The 17,172-nt window shown below is 39.3% G+C and carries 11 protein-coding genes; 3 read left to right on the forward strand and 8 right to left on the reverse strand.

Annotated elements, in window-relative coordinates; genetic code table 11:
- Window positions 1–118 precede the first annotated feature (118 nt).
- Both HGR01_RS09405 and HGR01_RS09410 read right to left on the reverse strand, forming a co-directional pair.
- A complete protein-coding gene (locus HGR01_RS09405; protein ID WP_045869857.1) occupies window positions 119–3,595 on the reverse strand; it encodes an AAA-like domain-containing protein in 3,477 nt (1,158 codons plus the stop codon).
- A gap of 569 nt (window positions 3,596–4,164) precedes the next feature.
- Complete coding sequence (locus HGR01_RS09410; protein WP_045869855.1) at window positions 4,165–7,257, reverse strand: plasmid replication protein, CyRepA1 family; 3,093 nt, start codon at window positions 7,255–7,257, stop codon at window positions 4,165–4,167.
- A gap of 388 nt (window positions 7,258–7,645) precedes the next feature.
- Here HGR01_RS09410 and psb34 point away from each other — a divergent pair, with 388 nt between their 5' ends.
- Complete coding sequence (gene psb34, locus HGR01_RS09415; protein ID WP_045869854.1) at window positions 7,646–7,816, forward strand: photosystem II assembly protein Psb34; 171 nt, start codon at window positions 7,646–7,648, stop codon at window positions 7,814–7,816.
- Between the two features lie 648 nt (window positions 7,817–8,464).
- Window positions 8,465–8,827 (forward strand): hypothetical protein, encoded by a 363-nt coding sequence (locus HGR01_RS09420; protein ID WP_155539160.1) that lies wholly within the window; start codon window positions 8,465–8,467, stop codon window positions 8,825–8,827.
- A 108-nt stretch (window positions 8,828–8,935) separates the two neighbouring features.
- Here the strand turns inward: HGR01_RS09420 and HGR01_RS09425 are convergent, their stop codons facing one another.
- Window positions 8,936–9,778, reverse strand: coding sequence for a phytanoyl-CoA dioxygenase family protein (locus tag HGR01_RS09425; RefSeq protein ID WP_045869852.1), 843 nt, complete (start codon window positions 9,776–9,778; stop codon window positions 8,936–8,938).
- A 240-nt stretch (window positions 9,779–10,018) separates the two neighbouring features.
- Between HGR01_RS09425 and HGR01_RS09430 the strand changes: the two genes are divergently transcribed.
- Window positions 10,019–11,164, forward strand: a complete 1,146-nt coding sequence (locus tag HGR01_RS09430; RefSeq protein WP_045869851.1) for an NAD(P)/FAD-dependent oxidoreductase — start codon at window positions 10,019–10,021, stop codon at window positions 11,162–11,164.
- Window positions 11,165–11,310: 146 nt separating this feature from the next.
- On the opposite strand, the gene HGR01_RS09435 is transcribed toward HGR01_RS09430, so the two are convergent.
- The 5 genes from HGR01_RS09435 to HGR01_RS09455 form a co-directional block, all read right to left on the reverse strand.
- The gene (locus HGR01_RS09435) at window positions 11,311–11,673 is read right to left on the reverse strand and encodes a DUF4864 domain-containing protein (protein ID WP_045869850.1); all 363 of its coding nucleotides are present in this window, start codon (window positions 11,671–11,673) and stop codon (window positions 11,311–11,313) included.
- Window positions 11,674–11,691: 18 nt separating this feature from the next.
- Window positions 11,692–12,756, reverse strand: a complete 1,065-nt coding sequence (locus tag HGR01_RS09440) for an SGNH/GDSL hydrolase family protein (RefSeq protein WP_045869849.1) — start codon at window positions 12,754–12,756, stop codon at window positions 11,692–11,694.
- A gap of 741 nt (window positions 12,757–13,497) precedes the next feature.
- On the reverse strand, window positions 13,498–14,412 hold the full coding sequence (locus tag HGR01_RS09445; protein ID WP_045869848.1) for a YsnF/AvaK domain-containing protein: 915 nt from the start codon (window positions 14,410–14,412) through the stop codon (window positions 13,498–13,500).
- A gap of 145 nt (window positions 14,413–14,557) precedes the next feature.
- On the reverse strand, window positions 14,558–15,484 hold the full coding sequence (locus HGR01_RS09450) for a DUF2382 domain-containing protein (RefSeq protein ID WP_045869847.1): 927 nt from the start codon (window positions 15,482–15,484) through the stop codon (window positions 14,558–14,560).
- Window positions 15,485–16,245: 761 nt separating this feature from the next.
- Window positions 16,246–17,085 carry a DUF2382 domain-containing protein gene (locus tag HGR01_RS09455; RefSeq protein ID WP_045874447.1) on the reverse strand — a complete coding sequence of 280 codons (840 nt, stop codon included), beginning with the start codon at window positions 17,083–17,085 and terminating at the stop codon, window positions 16,246–16,248.
- Between the last annotated feature and the right edge of the window lie 87 nt (window positions 17,086–17,172).

Raw genomic sequence — 17,172 nt, forward strand, 5'->3', positions numbered from 1 at the left:
CATCTCTTGTATTTTGAGTAGGTATTCTACCCCACAAGAATCAACCCTTGATTTAGTAATGCCCTTACTTTTTTTTACATTGAGCAGACATACATTTAAGTTGCAACATCTACATCAATCAATTACATAATTTTTCTAAACTATTTGCTTGAGTCTTCAAATAATCTTTGACCTGGCTGCATCCTTTTTCCACCAACCCCTTCAAACTAATATCTGACACATCCCATAGCAAAACAAGTTTATCTGCACCAGCAGAAGCCAACCATTTGCTATCGCTACTAAAACTCACAGTATGCACCGAACCTGTATGTCCACTCAGAGTAGTGATTAACTTTCCATCCTGTTGCCAAAGTTTGATCGTCCCATCGCTACTAGCTGAGGCGATCATTTTTCCATTGGGGCTAAAGCTGGCATCAAGAACCGAAGCTGTGTGTCCACTCAAAGTGGTGATTAACTTTCCATCCCGTTGCCAAAGCTTGATTGTTTTGTCTCCACTAGCAGTGATAATCGTTTTTCCATCTGGACTAAAACCAACAGACCAAATTTCACTTGTATGTGCTTTCCATTTACTTGTATGTGCTTTCCATCTACTGAGTTGTTTACCCCCAGAACTCCACAAATTTACGGTCTTGTCATCACCAACAGTGGCAATTGTTTGTCCGTCGGGACTGAACGCGACACTTAAGACTCTATCACTGCCTTTTATTAGGGTTATAGGTTCTTTACCATCTAAACTCCAACGTTTCGCAGTTCCATCAGCACTTGCAGAGGCAAGTTTTAGTCCGTCAGGACTGAAGCTAACGGACATAACCCTATCTTTATGCTCTCCCAGTGTTCTCAGCGCTTGTCCGTCTACACGCCAAAGCCTTATTTTATTGTCATCACCACCACTAGCAATAGTTTTTCCATCTGGACTGAAACTAACGGTATTGATCTTATTTTTATGTCCTGTCAGGGTAGAGAGTAGCTTACCGTCCCGACTCCAGATCCTCACAGTTCCATCAGAACTTGCACTTGCAATCCGTTTACCATCTGGACTGAACTTTGCACCAAGCACATTGTCCTGATGTCCAACCAAAACAGTAAGCCAACTTCGATTTACCTGCCAAAGCTTTGTGATGCCATCGTTACCAGCAGTCACAAGCATCTTTCCATCTGGGCTAAAAGCTACACAGGGAATTGCCCCCTCATGGCCTGCCCAAGTGTCCAGCAATCTGCCATCTCGCGCCCAAAGTCTTATGGTTCTATCCTGACTACCAGAAACAATTGTTTGTCCATCACGACTGAAACTAACACTCCATACCTGTCCAGGATGCTTAAAAGTCCTTACAAGCTCACCCTCTTGATTCCAGAGCTTCACTGTTCTATCTACACTACCAGTGGCAAAAAATCGACCGTCAGGACTAAAATCTCCACTCACAACAGCGCCAGTATGACTTTTGAGAGTTTTTATTAGCTTCTTGCCATCTTGGCTCCAGAGCTTTACTGTTTTGTCATCACTGACCGTGATCATCCGATCCCCTTGAGGACTAAAACTCACTTGCCTTACCAAGTCCTGATGTTCGCTAAGGGTAGAGAGCAATTGACCATCCAGTCGCCACAGTTTTGCAGTTTTATCAGCACTGGCAGTAGCAATTGTCTTTCCATCTGGGCTAAAACTGACACTCATAACCAGATTATTGTGAGCTTGAATAACTCGTATTAGATTGCCCTTGCTGTTCCAAAGCCTGACTGTTCCATCCTGACTGCCAGAGGCAATCGTCTTTCCATCTGGACTAAAATGGACGCTCATGACAGGTTCTGTATGTCCTGCCAAAGTTTTGAATAGGCTTCCATCCCATCGCCACAACTTTATAGTGTTATCATAGCTACCTGTAGCAAGCATCTTAGCATCCGGGCTAAAGCTAACACTCTGAACAGCGTCTTGATGTCCTTCTAAGCGATCGCTCTCTCTGACAGCATACACTGCATTACCAAGTGCTTCCATTACTTGAGCTTGCAGTTCAGGTTTATTTCTATACCAAATAGATTGCTTTAGTTCTTTTCCTGCTCTCAAAGCTTCTATTAAGGCATCAAAAGTATTTCTATTAATGATGTATTTCGCGCTTGAAGATGTTGTTAGTGCTTTGATTTGTCCGGCTTCTGCTGCTCTCCACTTGTCGGCTGCAAAGATGGCAATCCCTGTGATAATTGCTGAAAAAGCGATCGCAATTCCAATGAATTGCTTTTGCCCTTGAACTTTTTGTCTAGCTTGTGCGGCTTCAGCTTGTGCTAATTCTAGTTCCAATTTTTTCTTAAAGTCGCGCGTTTCTAACTTTTGACTAGCTGCTAAAAATTGATAATCCAAATCGCTTAAACTTTTATCTGTTGCCCAAGTTTGAGCATCCTGTAGCGCTTGTCCTCGCAATAAACGCGACTCATCTTGACGTTCACTAGCTACCCAAATATTTAATTCTTTGGCATAAGGACGCAGTTTTGCTAGTTCACCCTCACACCATTGCTGATTAAATACCTCTGCATACAGGCGGTTATAAATTCGCAATTTACCATCACGCCGCACCACCAATCCTGTCAGCCGCAGTTCAACCTGTTCCGGACTGTCATCCGCTATAACTTCTCCTTGCTGCAAAATTTGCTGAGACAAGCCTAACAATCGTCCGCTACCATGTTGCTTACTGCGTAAAATGCGATCGCGGATGGTTTTTAAATGGGTTGGCTCATCATTTGCTTCCCAGTTGGTGATCATGTGCGATCGCACTAGCTGTTCTACCCAGTCTGCAATGTTGGAATCTACTTTTTTCCCCATCTCTAAACCAGATTGCAGCACCAACTTACATACCTTTTGGGTAAGAAATGGTTGTCCTCCTGTCCAGTCTAAAACGGCTGTGATTAATTCTGTGCGATCGCCAACATCTTCTAATCCCTGTGCTAATGGTTGCGCTTCATCCAGTTGGAAACCTGTCAAATCAATTGCCCGCCCAATATTAAAAGGTGTCCGCCCTTTGTCTTTAATTAAATCTGAGGGCGTAGATACTCCAATTAACGCAAAGGTGAGGCGGTTATAGTCTTTTTGATCGGCACGGCGGTTATAACAGTCGCGGATGACTGCAAAAAAGTCATCCAGGTTGAATGCAAGACTGAGGATACTATCAATTTCATCAATAAATATGACAATATTGTCAGTATTTTCTTTTAATAATACGGTCTCAATAAACTTGCTTAAATGTTGTACTGGTGAAAGCAATCCATTATTAGTCCACCAAGTTTCTAAATCAAAGTTTGTATAAAGATTAAAAGTTCCCACCAGGGTATCAATCACCCCAGCATACCACTGCTCTGGGGTAATATCTGCGGTGCCAATCGCTGTAATGTCAATGGCAGCACAGGCAAATCCCTCTACCTGCAACCGTTGCATTGTCTGCACCCGCAAGCTAGATTTGCCCATCTGTCGAGAGTTGAGGACATAACAGAATTCTCCCCGCTTCAAACTTTCATAGAATTCTTGATCAGCTTGTCGCCGTACATAAGTTGGGGCATCAACTGGTAAACTACCCCCTACTTGATATTCGTAGCTTGGGCGAGGTGCTGCAGTCATTAATTAACTCCCAAGCGCAAAATACTGGCGAGACAAATCACACAACGGCATGACTTCATTACCCTTAAACTTGACTAATCCCATACTTTGTTGGTGTTCGTCGGATTAGCGGACAAAATCAGGATTTTTTTCACTGTTTTCGACTATTAAACGCGCAATTCCTACCAAGATGCAGTGTACAGGTAGTTAAGGTGAATTACTGATGAGTTTTATGTAAATTTTTGTTGTAATGGCAAAAAGTAGAGTTTGCATAAGGACTTACAAATAAAAAAATATCCCAGTATTTATTGTGGGGTGGACATCTTGTCCGCCCAGTTTATTTCTTGGAAATCCCTAAGGACTATTTTATCAAGTAAGCGATCGCATCGCCCTGCAATTGAGTTGCATCGCCCTGCAATTGAGTTAAGCTGCACGAACGTAAGTAAGTCGGTGGGAAAAAACAAAACTAAGTTAAGAAAGATAAACAAAGCTATAACCCTCTTCTCTCCTGCCTCCTGCCTTGTCATAGCGATAATTTTTAACACTTAGCTACTTAGCATCAACAATTTAAGATGCCGTACCCTCACCAATCACACACCTACTTGCTGCCATTCTGAGAGATAGTTAGTTGTTTCATCCCTCATATTTCGCAAATGAGTCAACATTAATTCATCGCGTTGTTGCCAAATTGCAAATACTTTTTGTCTACCATCTGCAAGGGTTTCTGCGTCAACTTGATAACCTTTCTCTCCTCGCCTCAACCTTAAACCCAACAAACTTAATAAGCGACTGAGAATTTTAATTCCCGAAACACTTTCCGGCGCGCTTCCCAAATTAATACCCAGCACTCTTTTAATATGTTTACTATTTTGCACAGCCAAATTCTTCAATAAAGTTAAATCAGGCTCATCTTCCGTAAATTCTCTCCCTACTTCTAGAAAATCTACCATTCCCAAGGCTCTCATCGCCTCAACCTTCAGCGTATAAGTCTTTATATCTGGTAGAAAAACCTGCCCATCACCCCATGATAATTGTTGGTGCCACTCCTGGCGATCGCGAATATGAAAATACTCGCTTTCGTGGGTTAGATAATAGTGAGTTAACAGTTGTCCGTAATAGCCCCTATCATCTTGTAACTTCAGATTCGGCGTAACTTCTATACCGTATCTTTGCCTGAGAATATATTTCTCAACGGCGTTCCGTTCATCTTGAGTGAGGGAATGTTTAGCGAGCAAATTCTCATACTCAACATAATCAATATCCCTAGCATTAGCCACAGCCGTTGCTGCTAACAATTGATTTTGCTGTTTAATATCACGAATTTTACGTTTAATTTCTTTAGATTTTTGCCGTTTTTCCGTCCATTCTTTTTGGACTTTGACAATTTCTAAAATCAACCGCTTGCGATTGGCAAAATCCTGCGGATCTGTTGCTAAAAATGCTAGGCGTAAATCGCGGATAATATTATTATGTACAGCGTTGCTTCTTGTCCAAACTTGATGTCCATCTGCCATTAAACCTTCTTGTAAAGATTGGCGATAAAGACGAATAGAAGCATTTACCCTAGCAGACAACTTCGCCCAGGTTCTTAAATGAATGGGGTCGTAAACTAAGGGTAAATCTACATCAATTTTATGCAGAGGACTAAGCAAAGCTAAATTATCTTTTTGATTTTCTTGATACCAATAGGAAAGCAAACGATAATTTGTACTACCGCTACCAATTAACCCAATACCCCGCTTCGCACACCAAACCACACGGGGCACATTATCCCTCACTCTCGCTAATGCCTGGCGAGCTTCCGAATCTGGAATTACCCCTTGAAATATGCCATATACTCTATCAAAATGTTGCACATCAATGCTAATTCCTGTGCCAATGCTAGGGGTAACAAATACAGTCTCATATTCAGGAATCTTTTGATTAATTGCGGCTACAAAATCAACTGCTGGATGTCCTAATGTATTTGTAGTTTGGCTGCTAATTACTAAAGTTTTAGGAAATTGGCGACGTAATTTTTCTAACCGTTCTTTTAAATAACGTTCAATAGTTTCGCAACTGTAACGCCCGGTGCGACTATCAGTAGTTACATAACATTTTCGCCCAGCAATTAAATCTAATTCCAATTGATGAATTAACGGTGTTGGGTTAGGAGAATCATAAAAAGTCACATCCCAGCCGCGCTCAGGCTGCCATTGGTTTAAAACTATCCAAGGCGTTAATTTACTACCTGCTAAACCTTGTAAATATTCAAGAGAAACATCAGATAAATCTGCATCTTGGGCAATGACTAATCCGCCAGTGCTTAAAACTGTAGCAATTAATTGTTGGAATATCTTTAATATTCTGACGCGTTTTTGTTTACAAGTATTGCTATTGAGTAGATGCCATAAAGACTGCTCTACTTCATCTAAAATTATAATTGCTCCCTGCCAATCATCTGGATTCAGTTTCCAAATAGAATCAACACATAAACCAAATGATTTGGGGATGGGGCATGGGGCATGGGGCATGGGGCATTGGTAAATATTTTCTTGGCGTTCTCCATAATTAATACCCCAGTTAATGCCGATTTTTTCACATAAAAACTTTCCCAGTTGAATTCTATGGGTAATTAATAAAATAGGTTGATTTCTATTTTTAGCTTGATGAACGACAGCTTTTAATCCTGTAGTCTTACCCGTTCCTTTAGCTGATTTTACGCCTACTAATCCAGAAGTAGGAAAAGGAATTTCACCTAAATAAGGAGAATTAACTGTAATTGCAGCCGGAATAGTTAACTCGGTATGGGGTTTAGTTAAAGCTAGATAAACTTCTAAATCAACACTTTGGCGATAAACCTTCTCAAAACTACCCGCACCTTTAGCAACAATAAACTCATCAACCCCTTTTTCCACCCCTGGTAATTCAATAACTTTTACCGGACAGTTTTTTTCTTGAAATAAAAAGCCTAGTTGGGAAATAGCGTTATTAACTGCGGCGATAGTTTTGGGCTTAGTTTCAAAATCAAAGCAAATATAAAAGGTACGTTTTTTGAGAGTAAAAATTCCCAAGTCAGGAATTAGCTGACGACGAGTGACTTTACCAAAATCATCTTTAACAACGCGATAGCCGCTAGTGATTCCCGGAATTGCGATCGCAGCATATCCTTGACTTAAGAGTGTGGCTGCTTTCTTCGCCCCTTCGCAAATAATTAGGGGAATATTCTGTTCCATCACCCATTGCCAAAAGCCTACAGCTTCACCATTGCCAGCAATACTTATATTATTGGGCAGTGAAAGATTATAACGCTGGGCTACTTGCTGCCAAACATCTAGTGTCACGCGCAGACAAAACACCCGCGTTGGCGTACTGGGAGGATGTTCGTACTTGATTGCCTTACCATTTTGATTGATTCGGGGCTGGTTGGGCTTAAAGCATCCCCATTCCATCATTTGCCAATGATTTACCGGATCGAGTCCCGAACACCACCAGCCGCCCTCGGTGATATGGGCGTAACGCTGCAACCAGGCGTTTTTTACCATCCCGGTATTGGTGCGCGGAAGCAACTCAGAAATCAACAAGTACTCATAGGCGTTGATCCCCTGAAGCGACAAAAAATTCAGCTTCGCAATGTGTAAATTTATGCCACTGCTCTTGACTAATTCCTCAAGGTGTTGGGGGTGTAAATAGTGCAGATGCATAGTGCGAGGCTCTAAGCGAGGACATTGGATTTAAAACTTATCATGCATCTGCCGATTTTTTATCATGGTTTTCATGAGGGTTTAATGCTATTTTTTTTACTCAGTGGCGGGAGATACATCGGTAAAAGATAAAGTGAACGATTTTGTCTTTTATCTTGGTGCGGTAATAAGTTTGTATTGTGATAATTGTTCGCGATTAATTTTTAATTATCAGTAGAATCCTAGATTAAGGAATGCGATCGCACTGCCACAGCAGTTCAGTTGTATTACCTGCCTAATAAGCCCAGTTTATAGATACTATTTAATCTTTGTTGTCAACTTCTATTGACCAATCGTAATAATATCCGCTAAATTACTTTACATAAAGTAACAACCCAAAGAAAAAACTATGTATACCACCATTAACGAAAACGGCATTCTTAACAATTACGCAACAGAACCCGAACTTTACTACGCTGAATATCCCAACCAAGAGTTGCAAAATCGTTACAAGTTTCAAGCAGCAATTGGTACTTTATTAGTCACAACTTTATTTTTAGTTGCTTTGGGCGTTAGCTAAGATTTTTTACTTCGGTACAACTATTTCTCATCCAGGAAGGAACTACTTTTAATTACCTCAGCTATCAAGCTGAGGCTTTTTATTTTTACAGATGATTTTATTGCTTAATACCAAATCAAATATGTTTGCAACACATCAATAATATTCTAGAGTGCATGGTGTGCCATACCCCTACAATCTGTCGCATTCTTTTTTCAAATTGGTATTACTCAAAAAAAAAACCGATCAATCATTTTGGAGGGGGTTTGGGGGACGCAACCGTCACCCAATCGGGGGTTTGGGGGAGAATCCCCCAATTCTTCTAGCTTCTTTAATAAGTGATACCAAATCAAATAATGTTTGTAATACATCAATATATTCTAGAGGGCACAGCCTGCCATACCCCTACAATCTGTCGCATTCTTTTTTCAAATTGGTATAAGCTAATGAGCGTCTAAATTGCATAAATACTAATAAGGACAGTTAACTGTTAACAGTCAATAGCCTTCACGATGGATTGTGCGTTCAGCTTCAGCCGTAACGCACAATCCATAATTTAGTTACTTTCATCACGTTTGCATTAATCAAATTGGTAAATTCTGAACTATATATTTACTCAACTTAAGTATTAAATAAAATGACTACCAATAAACTAGGAAAAGCACAAACGTGAATCGTTTCCAAAAGCTATCCTCAATGGTTGTCCTGCTATTAGCCTTCATCTATCCACCTACTTTGGCTGAAGCTAAGGATACTACCCTCAATCATGTATTCAATGAACAGAGTATTGACTCACAAACAACATTACTAAAAGAGCAGAGTGAAGAGCTTTTGTTAGCTCGCCGACACACTCAAAGACGTTACCATAGACAGCGACATAGCGGAAAATATTATCAGCGCCAGAGGCATCGAAAACATCATTATAGACGAGGTTATCGTTCTATTCGTTATCGTGGACAAGCATATCGTTATGGACAATGGGAACTTGTGCGCGATCGTCATGGCAGACTAATGTATGATTGGCGGCGTTAATTTTAAACGTTGCTCTAATTCCTCGAAGTTTTTTTATGCGTAAGTCCTCATATATTTAGACTTTTTATAGCTAATTCTTATCTTAAAAATATCCTTGCATTGATTAAATTAACCATAAGCCCCATTAGGCAAAAATCCTAAGAGTTGTTTTAATCTTTCGTCTGCTCCTTCATAGCAATAAATTGGCATTTGATAATTCATAAATGGTGCATATTTATGCCCAACTAGCCTTTTAGCATAAGTAATCTGCGTAATATAGCGAGTGATAGCAGAAGAGTTTCTAGAGCCTCTATGCCATACTTGATTGTTAAAGCAAACGGCAGAACCCATTGCACCCAAGCAGCTAAAAATTTGGTCTTCATATCCAGAAATATCACCATTGCAGAACTTACCAAATAGATGAGATCCAGGAATCACCTGAGTAGGCCCATTTTCTTCAGACAGTACATCTGTGAGGTAATAATTCACAGTAAATGCCAGCACATTTAAACGAATATTAGTTAAAGGTTTACCATCAAGTGAAATTACGTGTGGTGTATCGTCTTGATGCCAAGCATTTTTAGCCAAACCATCAGTCTCTGCAGGAATCTTAAATGAGTTATTGTGAATCACATGAATGACATTAGCATTGGGAATACCATCATTCATTGAGTAGCCTATGCCATTAGCTTCACCAATTAAATGTTCTGCAAATGTCACAATCGGCTCCAAAGCAAAAAGATTTAGATTATTCTGAGAATGCTCAAACATTCGCTTCATAATCTTTTTTGATTGATGATAATTTTTACCTTCAGTCTGCTTGATAGCAGCATCTAAATCATTTCTTAGAAGCTCACATTGCTCAGGTGTTAACACATTGTCAATTACCAAAAAGCCATTAGCATGAAAAAACTCAATCCATTGATTTAATTGCTCTATAGTTGGCTTATTTCCAGCTAAATATTCAGACATTTTTATTGGAGCTTTATATTTATATTGGTATGTAATACAGGCTTTATTGTTGAGCCAGTTAATTCTAGTCTAAGAGATGATTCGTCAATAAAAGCTGAAAATTCATCATTCTGACTCAAACGCCGAAATCGATTGAGCCAGCCAAATGTCGGTTATATAATCCATTGAGTAGGCGATCGCTCTACTATCCACCGTTACAAACAAAGTCTAAACTTGGACAGGTACGTACTGGTGAGCATAATGAAGACTTACGACTGGATTGTTGTTGGTGCTGGAATTACAGGTGCGACACTTTCCTACGAATTAGCAAAAGCTGGCTTTTCAGTTCTCTTGTTAGAACAATCGCCAACACCAGACAACGCCACCCGCTATAGTTATGGTGGATTAGCTTATTGGTCAGGAACTACACCGTTAACTCGCCAACTCTGCGAAGAAGCGATCGCACGTTATCAAATCCTACCTCAAGAATTAGACGCTGATATTGAATTTCGCGAATTAGATTTATTACTAACTATTCCAGCCGATATTAATCCAGAAATCACAGCCGCATCTTACGCTAATTGTCGCATTCAGCCTCAGCTACTCACTGTTACTGAAGCTTGTGAACTAGAACCATTGCTAAATCAAGATGCAATCTCAGGTGCTTTAACAGTCAAACACGGTCATATTAATGCAGAAAAAACTACACAAGCTTATATCCAAGCTTTTCTCCGGATTGGCGGTGAAATCAAGATAGAAAAAGTATTACAGATATTATCTAACGGCGTTAAAACAAATACTGCAACTTTCAATAGTGCTAATGTAGCGATTTGCGCTGGTGGACTCAGTCGCCAGTTACTTAAATCTGCTGGAATTCCCATCAAAGTGTATTTTACCCACGCAGAAGTGATTAAAACTCCACCTGTCGAACTGCGGTTAAATACCTTAGTGATGCCAGCAAATATGCAAAGATTTCAACTAGAAGCCAAATCTACTCAAGTTGATGAATTATGGAATCAACCTGATAACGAACCACTTCCACCAATCCTAGATGCAGGTGCAATTCAGTTTCAAGATGGTAGTTTGCGCTTAGGACAAATTAGCCGCGTTCTCACAAATCCCAATGCTGAGGTAAACTCCCAAGCCAGTGAAAATTGGCTGCGAAACAGTATTGGCGAAGTTTTACCAGCATTAAAAAATTTACCCGGTACTTGGCACAAATGTTTAGTGGCTTTTAGTAGCAATAGCTTACCTTTAATTGGTGCTGTTCCAGAATATGAAAGTATCCATATTTTTTCTGGCTTTAGTAATCCCTTAGTCTTGGTACCACCTTTAGCACAACACTTTGCAAACTTTGCTAGCAGCAACCAAGATAATATTATTTCCCAGCTATTATTAAAGCGATAAATTTAACTCTTGCGAGGTTATTTATAAAGCGTGGATGGTGCGTTACGGCTAAATTTAATTGTCTCTAAGACCCAAATCCTTTTATAGCCGTAACACACCCTACTTAAAATTTACTTGACTCTTGACTCTTGACTGTTGACTCCATACTAATTAAATTCAGCCTCCACAGGTAATAAAACACATCCGTTAATTTTCCATGTAATATCAGGCTGCCTTTCCATTACATATAATGCCTTAACAGGTACTCCATCCGGGCCAAGTAGCAGTACTGGTTGAGTTATTTTGCCGTGAATATTTATTATATTTTGAAATAATACAGAACGAGGACGATAAACCGCCGGATAACTCACCCGCACCATTTCCATAAAGTTTTCTGCGGTGCGGAATTGGGTTTGAATTCCCGGACTAGCAAAGGCAAAAGCGCCTAAAGTATCATCTCTTTGAAAAGCTTCTAACTGACGTTCAATAACATAACGTATGGCGATCGCATCGCTATTAGTGATATTCATAATCTAAATTGCGATAGCTTAATTATCGCGCTGACTTAGCCTTAATTCTATCTGCTCTAGTGCTGCCTGCCAAACTTCATACCCATCAGGAGATAGATGTAAACCATCAGTAGTTAACTCTAGGCGTAAATTACCTTCAAAGTCTGTAAACCACCTATACATATTTGCATAACTAACTTTTTCTTGTTTGGCCATTAATGCTAGTTGATTATTGAGATTACGAATCCGTTGGTTAGAAATTGTTGACAGGCGAGTAGGTAAAATCGATTGCACAATAATTTGCGCTTTTGGGTGATTCTGCTTTAAGCGGCGCATAATTTGACGATGATTACGCAAAATTACATCATCACTTAGACCTTTGCGTAAATCATTAATCCCAGCCATCACATATATCACATCTGGTCGCGTTTGGGAAAATGCTCCTAATCTTTTTAACACACCACCAGAGGTATCTCCAGATATACCTTGATTGAGCCACAATTTAGTAGATGGCAGTTTTTCCTCAGGAAACCACATACTCAAAGAATCGCCTACCATAATCCCTAGATGATTTCCACCTTGGCCTTGAGCAACTGCTTTGGCTTCCAAAGCTAATAAACGTTTCCAGTCTTCGTAGCTTAACTGCGGTTTTTTAGCTGACTCCGAGAGCGATCGCAAAGTATCATCATCTACGGCTTTAGAAACTTGACCTGATTTTAGCGCTGCGAGTCTTTGATAGTAAAGTTGACTACCTGATGCCAGAGTGCGGTTTGTACCAACAGAAATAGGATTAAGTGATGATTGTACTGGCCTTGCTAACTCCTGGTTAGTCAAATCTGGTAAAGAGAAATTACCATTGGGGATAGTTTTCTTTGCTAATGCTGGCTGCGTATTTAAAAATTGCAAAGCCTGACTAGTAAAGTCCGATAGGGAGATGTCAAAACTAGGGATGGCTTTTTCGCCTACTGTTAGCTGCGAATTTTGATTTAATTCCCACTGTAATTGAGAATTTTCTGGCAGGATAATCGACATCTGGGGAAGAGCCGATGCTGGTATTGCCAATCCTGTTAACAAACTTGCTGCCAACAGATAAGAATCCCTCATCGCTTTATCTCTCCTATACTTATTACTTAATTTGATGACAGTATTACCTGAATGCACTCAGGCAAATTTTACTTCGGTTAAGTCTTATTGTGATTGACTTCATCTAGGTCTGTAAAGCAGGTTCACGGACTCCAATTAGACAATTTACAATCTCTTTAAAGCAGGTTTTTGCTCAAATCAAACAACTTAGCCTTGTAGCAAGACTTTAAATACCACAATGATTTTACTATCCCTGAGACTTCCATCTCCGATATTTCAGTGTTTTACGCGAATATTGGCTGACTCAACAGGATAAATCTATAATTTTTGTGTAATCTATCCGACTATTTATTTAAGTAAATACACATAAATCAAACTGTGAATGCTTTTTGATGTTTTCATCAACGCCCGATCTAAGTGGAACACACCGCATACCACGGATGACAATTTCATGCAGTACAGTATTACAGAGGTGTTTATAGCTTTGCACCGTACCTGTTGTAGAGAATATCTGCAATCTTCTGTTACATACAAATTTAAATTCTATATTTCGCGTACAGGTGGTCAAAAGTCAAGAGTTTACGTAGGATGCGTTAGCGATAGCGTAACGCATACTAAAACAGAGATGTTTTTACCTCAAATTTCTATAGACCTGTATCCCTATACCTTGGTCTATTTACCTAATAACAATTTGAAACCTCAAAACTTTTAGGTTTTGAGGTCTAGACTTTGGGGTTTAAAGTTAATTGTCTCGCGCAAAGTTTATAATTCTGGCTTTGGTGCTTGATCTAAAGAACAACGGTCAAACCACTCTTGATATTTTTGGCGATGTTCTTCATCTTCTACGACAATCGACACTTGTACCTGCTTACAACCTTGCTGCTTTTCCAGTGCGATCGCATTTAACAGTAGGCTAGCAATTTTAGGAGAGGTAAACAAGCCGCTCACGGTTAAACCATCTTCTAAACTAGCAACTGCTGGTATTTTTCCTGTATTCAATTCAATCCCAGAAATTTCTTCTTGTCCTAAATCAATTTCAGCTAATTGTTTATGTTCTGGACTAACTTGTTCCACAATTAGCTTTTCACGCCGCACAGGAACTTGTACCATCCTGGTTTCAATTTCTTTACGGACAATTATATCTCCAACTTTCCGCTTTTCACTATTAATTACCAAACGTTCTTCTAGTAATTTAATAGTTCTCTCTTCGCTAACTTCTGAAGATTTAGCAGTATCTATAATACCATTTATAGTTTGGCTGGAAGCCATTTCCCCAGTGGAGCCATTAGATACTATTTGATCGCTGGGTTTATTTGTCCCTAAATTATCTGACATATTTTCTATCTCTGATTTTTCTAAATCTATGAGGATTGATTTAGTTGGATTATCAATTTTTTTAATTCTCTGGCTCCTTAGTAGAAATGACTTCTGCATATCAGCTACTTTTTGTGTACCAGATTCTATACTATTTTGATTTATCTGTTTAGATATAACTAAATTTAGTCGATTTTGAGCATCTAAAACTAAATCTTTGACAACACCAAGCAGTTGCCCTTGCCTATCTATGACTGTAAAATTCCTAACTTTGCTTCCCAAATTATCCAGCAAATTGCTAATACGTTGATTAATGGCTGGACTTACCTGCCTACTATTTCGTGACAAAGTTTGGCTATTCATAAGGCAAATTTATTTAACTGCTATGTAACCAGCAAACTGCTATTTTGAGCGAAATAATTGAGTAGAAGTACAGGCAAAGCTATCGGCTAACTTCACCTGCACTTTATTTAATTAGTTATTAGCTATTAACTAATAACTAAGTAAATTAGCGTTCTTCAATTGGTAGACCACCAGTGGTATCTATATCTAATTCTTCACGACGTACAGTTGCTTGAGCTTCTGATGTTTCTTGCTCAACAACTTTTTTGACTCTGACTTCTTCACGTACTACTGTTTCTTTGCGAATGTCAGGAGTTTCTTCATAAAGTTCTACACGAGCAACTTCACCTTCACGGAAGTTAGCTTCCCCAGGAGTCACAGCAGTACCCGCATCGGTTGGTGTAACACGCTCAATTACTACGCGTTCTCTTTCTAGAGGAACCGCTACTCTTGCAGTGTCAGTTTCGACACGCTTACCAATTGCTACTTCTCCAGCCTTTTGGCGTTTCTTGTTAGCAATTAGCCGTTCTTCATATAATCTCAGAGTTTGATTATCCGCCTCGTTAATTCCAAACAAAGAAGGCTCGTTTTCGTAACGGTATGTATCGCGGTTGTAAGTTGGAGTTGGTGTAACCGCTGGTTGATAATTTCTATCTAGAGGTGCAGAAGCATCTACAGGTGTTGCTGATTCTAGAGTAGATGTGCTGTCTACAGCTCGGTTTGATGCTAAATCACCAGGACGACGATATACACCACGCACCCGTTCTTCGTAGTCATAATCAACTCCTGAGCGTTCATTAAACTCAGGTAAATCATCTGCTTGCTGTCTGGTCATGCCAATAGCATAAACTCGATCAACGTTATAGTCGATGCGCGCGCGTCCAATTGGTAACAATACTTTTTTACCAAAAATCCAGAAACCCAAATCCACGACTAAATAACGGAAATGTCCTTCATCGTCTACTAAAACATCGCTCACGCTACCAATCTTGTCATCAGTGCCTTCCGCATAGACACCAAGTCCTTTAATATCATCACCTTGAAAAGTATCGCGGTAGCTGGGATCAAAATCTTCTAGTTTGTAAAGAGCCATTTTATGTTTACCTCAAATTATTCTCTTTTATCCGTTAATAACTAAAGTATAAATTTATATATTTTTTGCCATCTGACCAACGACTGAAGTAATGGGATATTTTTTTATCTCAAGTAGTATATTTTTTTATAATTTATATAATGCTTAATCCTAAATTGGCTCATATAAATTAAATATTTAAAATTGCTCAATCAGTATTTTAAATTTATTAATTTTAATTACAATTTTATCTACACAAAACTAGCTAATAAATATCATTTTATCTAATCTAGGTAACTCAGCAGCACTCAAGATGCCTGTAATATAAGAGTTATACCAATTTTAAAAATGTGACAAATTGTAGGGACACGGCATTGCTCATACGTGTCAACTTAAGCTAAAAGCTATATAGGGCGAGTGTTGTACAAAAACCCTCGCCCTCATCCCCTAACCCCTTCTCCCGCAGGAGAAGGGGAATTAAATCTCTTGCTCCCCTCTCCTGGTGGGAGAGGGGTTGGGGGTGAGGGCAAAAACCTTGCAACCAATGGGGTTTCACGTTAAGTTGACACCAATGGGCATTGCCTTGCCCTCTAGAATATATTGATGTATATCATCCTTATCATAAAAAAATAGATGGGTTAATAACACCCATCCATATTTTCTAGTGGAATTGTGAGCTTTTACGTCAGTTTGTTCTAAGTAGAGGACTGCATATAATGGATAATATGTCGTTCTCTTGTGAAAATAAAACTGGATTTGATATCTTGAAATCTTGAATGTGACTAAATTAAGTTATCTCTACCAGGAGCAGTTTCATTCACATTCAAATTACCGGAAGTATCAATATCTAACTCTTCACGGCGAATTATCTCTTCTGCTTCAACGGTGTCGCTATCAACCACTTTTCTGACTCGAACTTCTTCACGCACAAAAGTTTCTTTCCGAATCTCAGGGGTTTCTTCGTAAACTTCTATGCGTGCTACTTCTCCTTCTTGGAACTGAGATTCTCTTGCATCTACTACAGCATCTTCTACTGTAGGAGTAACTCTTTCAATGACAACGCGCTCTTTTTGAATAGGTACGGAAACTTGTGCAGTTTCAGTTTCAATGCGCTTACCAACTGTAACTTCTCCAGCCTTAACCCGATTTTTGTTAGCAATCAATCTTTCTTCATAAAGTTTGAAAGTTTGATGATCCCGCTCATTCAAATCGTATAAATCAGGCTCTTGGTAATTATAGCTGTCCCGGTCGTAAGTGAATTGGCTATTTGGCGAACGATAAGTACTGCGGACATTCTCTTCATAGTCGGGATCGACGACTAAGTTATCTCTATATTCAGGTAATCTTGCTACCTGTTCTTTACTTAGTCCATCAACATAAACACGTTTTTGATCATAATTAATCCGAGACAACCCTATTGGTAGTAATATCTTTTTATCAACCGCATCTAAACTTGTATTAATAACTAAATAGCGAAATCTTCCATCTTGGTCAACTAAAGCATCATCAACCGAACCAATTCTATTTCCACTTTCAGTGTAGAGATCCAAGACTTTAACGTCTTCACCACCAAATATTTCCTTGTAGTCGGGTTCAAAATCTTCAAGTCTGTAGAGAGGCATAGGTTATTCCAATGTGGCTGAAAATATCTATGCATTAGCCTAAAAATTATAGAATTATTTTTCCTCCTGCTGGCGACTGAATTCTAA

The organism is Tolypothrix sp. PCC 7712, from assembly GCF_025860405.1.
GTDB lineage: Bacteria > Cyanobacteriota > Cyanobacteriia > Cyanobacteriales > Nostocaceae > Aulosira > Aulosira diplosiphon.

Coding starts and splice junctions, on each gene's coding strand:
- HGR01_RS09405 (WP_045869857.1), bottom strand. CDS start 3,595: ATGACTGCAGCACCTCGCCCAAGCTACGAATATCAAGTAGGGGGTAGT.
- HGR01_RS09410 (WP_045869855.1), bottom strand. CDS start 7,257: ATGCATCTGCACTATTTACACCCCCAACACCTTGAGGAATTAGTCAAG.
- psb34 (WP_045869854.1), top strand. CDS start 7,646: ATGTATACCACCATTAACGAAAACGGCATTCTTAACAATTACGCAACA.
- HGR01_RS09425 (WP_045869852.1), bottom strand. CDS start 9,778: ATGTCTGAATATTTAGCTGGAAATAAGCCAACTATAGAGCAATTAAAT.
- HGR01_RS09430 (WP_045869851.1), top strand. CDS start 10,019: ATGAAGACTTACGACTGGATTGTTGTTGGTGCTGGAATTACAGGTGCG.
- HGR01_RS09435 (WP_045869850.1), bottom strand. CDS start 11,673: ATGAATATCACTAATAGCGATGCGATCGCCATACGTTATGTTATTGAA.
- HGR01_RS09440 (WP_045869849.1), bottom strand. CDS start 12,756: ATGAGGGATTCTTATCTGTTGGCAGCAAGTTTGTTAACAGGATTGGCA.
- HGR01_RS09445 (WP_045869848.1), bottom strand. CDS start 14,412: ATGAATAGCCAAACTTTGTCACGAAATAGTAGGCAGGTAAGTCCAGCC.
- HGR01_RS09450 (WP_045869847.1), bottom strand. CDS start 15,484: ATGGCTCTTTACAAACTAGAAGATTTTGATCCCAGCTACCGCGATACT.
- HGR01_RS09455 (WP_045874447.1), bottom strand. CDS start 17,085: ATGCCTCTCTACAGACTTGAAGATTTTGAACCCGACTACAAGGAAATA.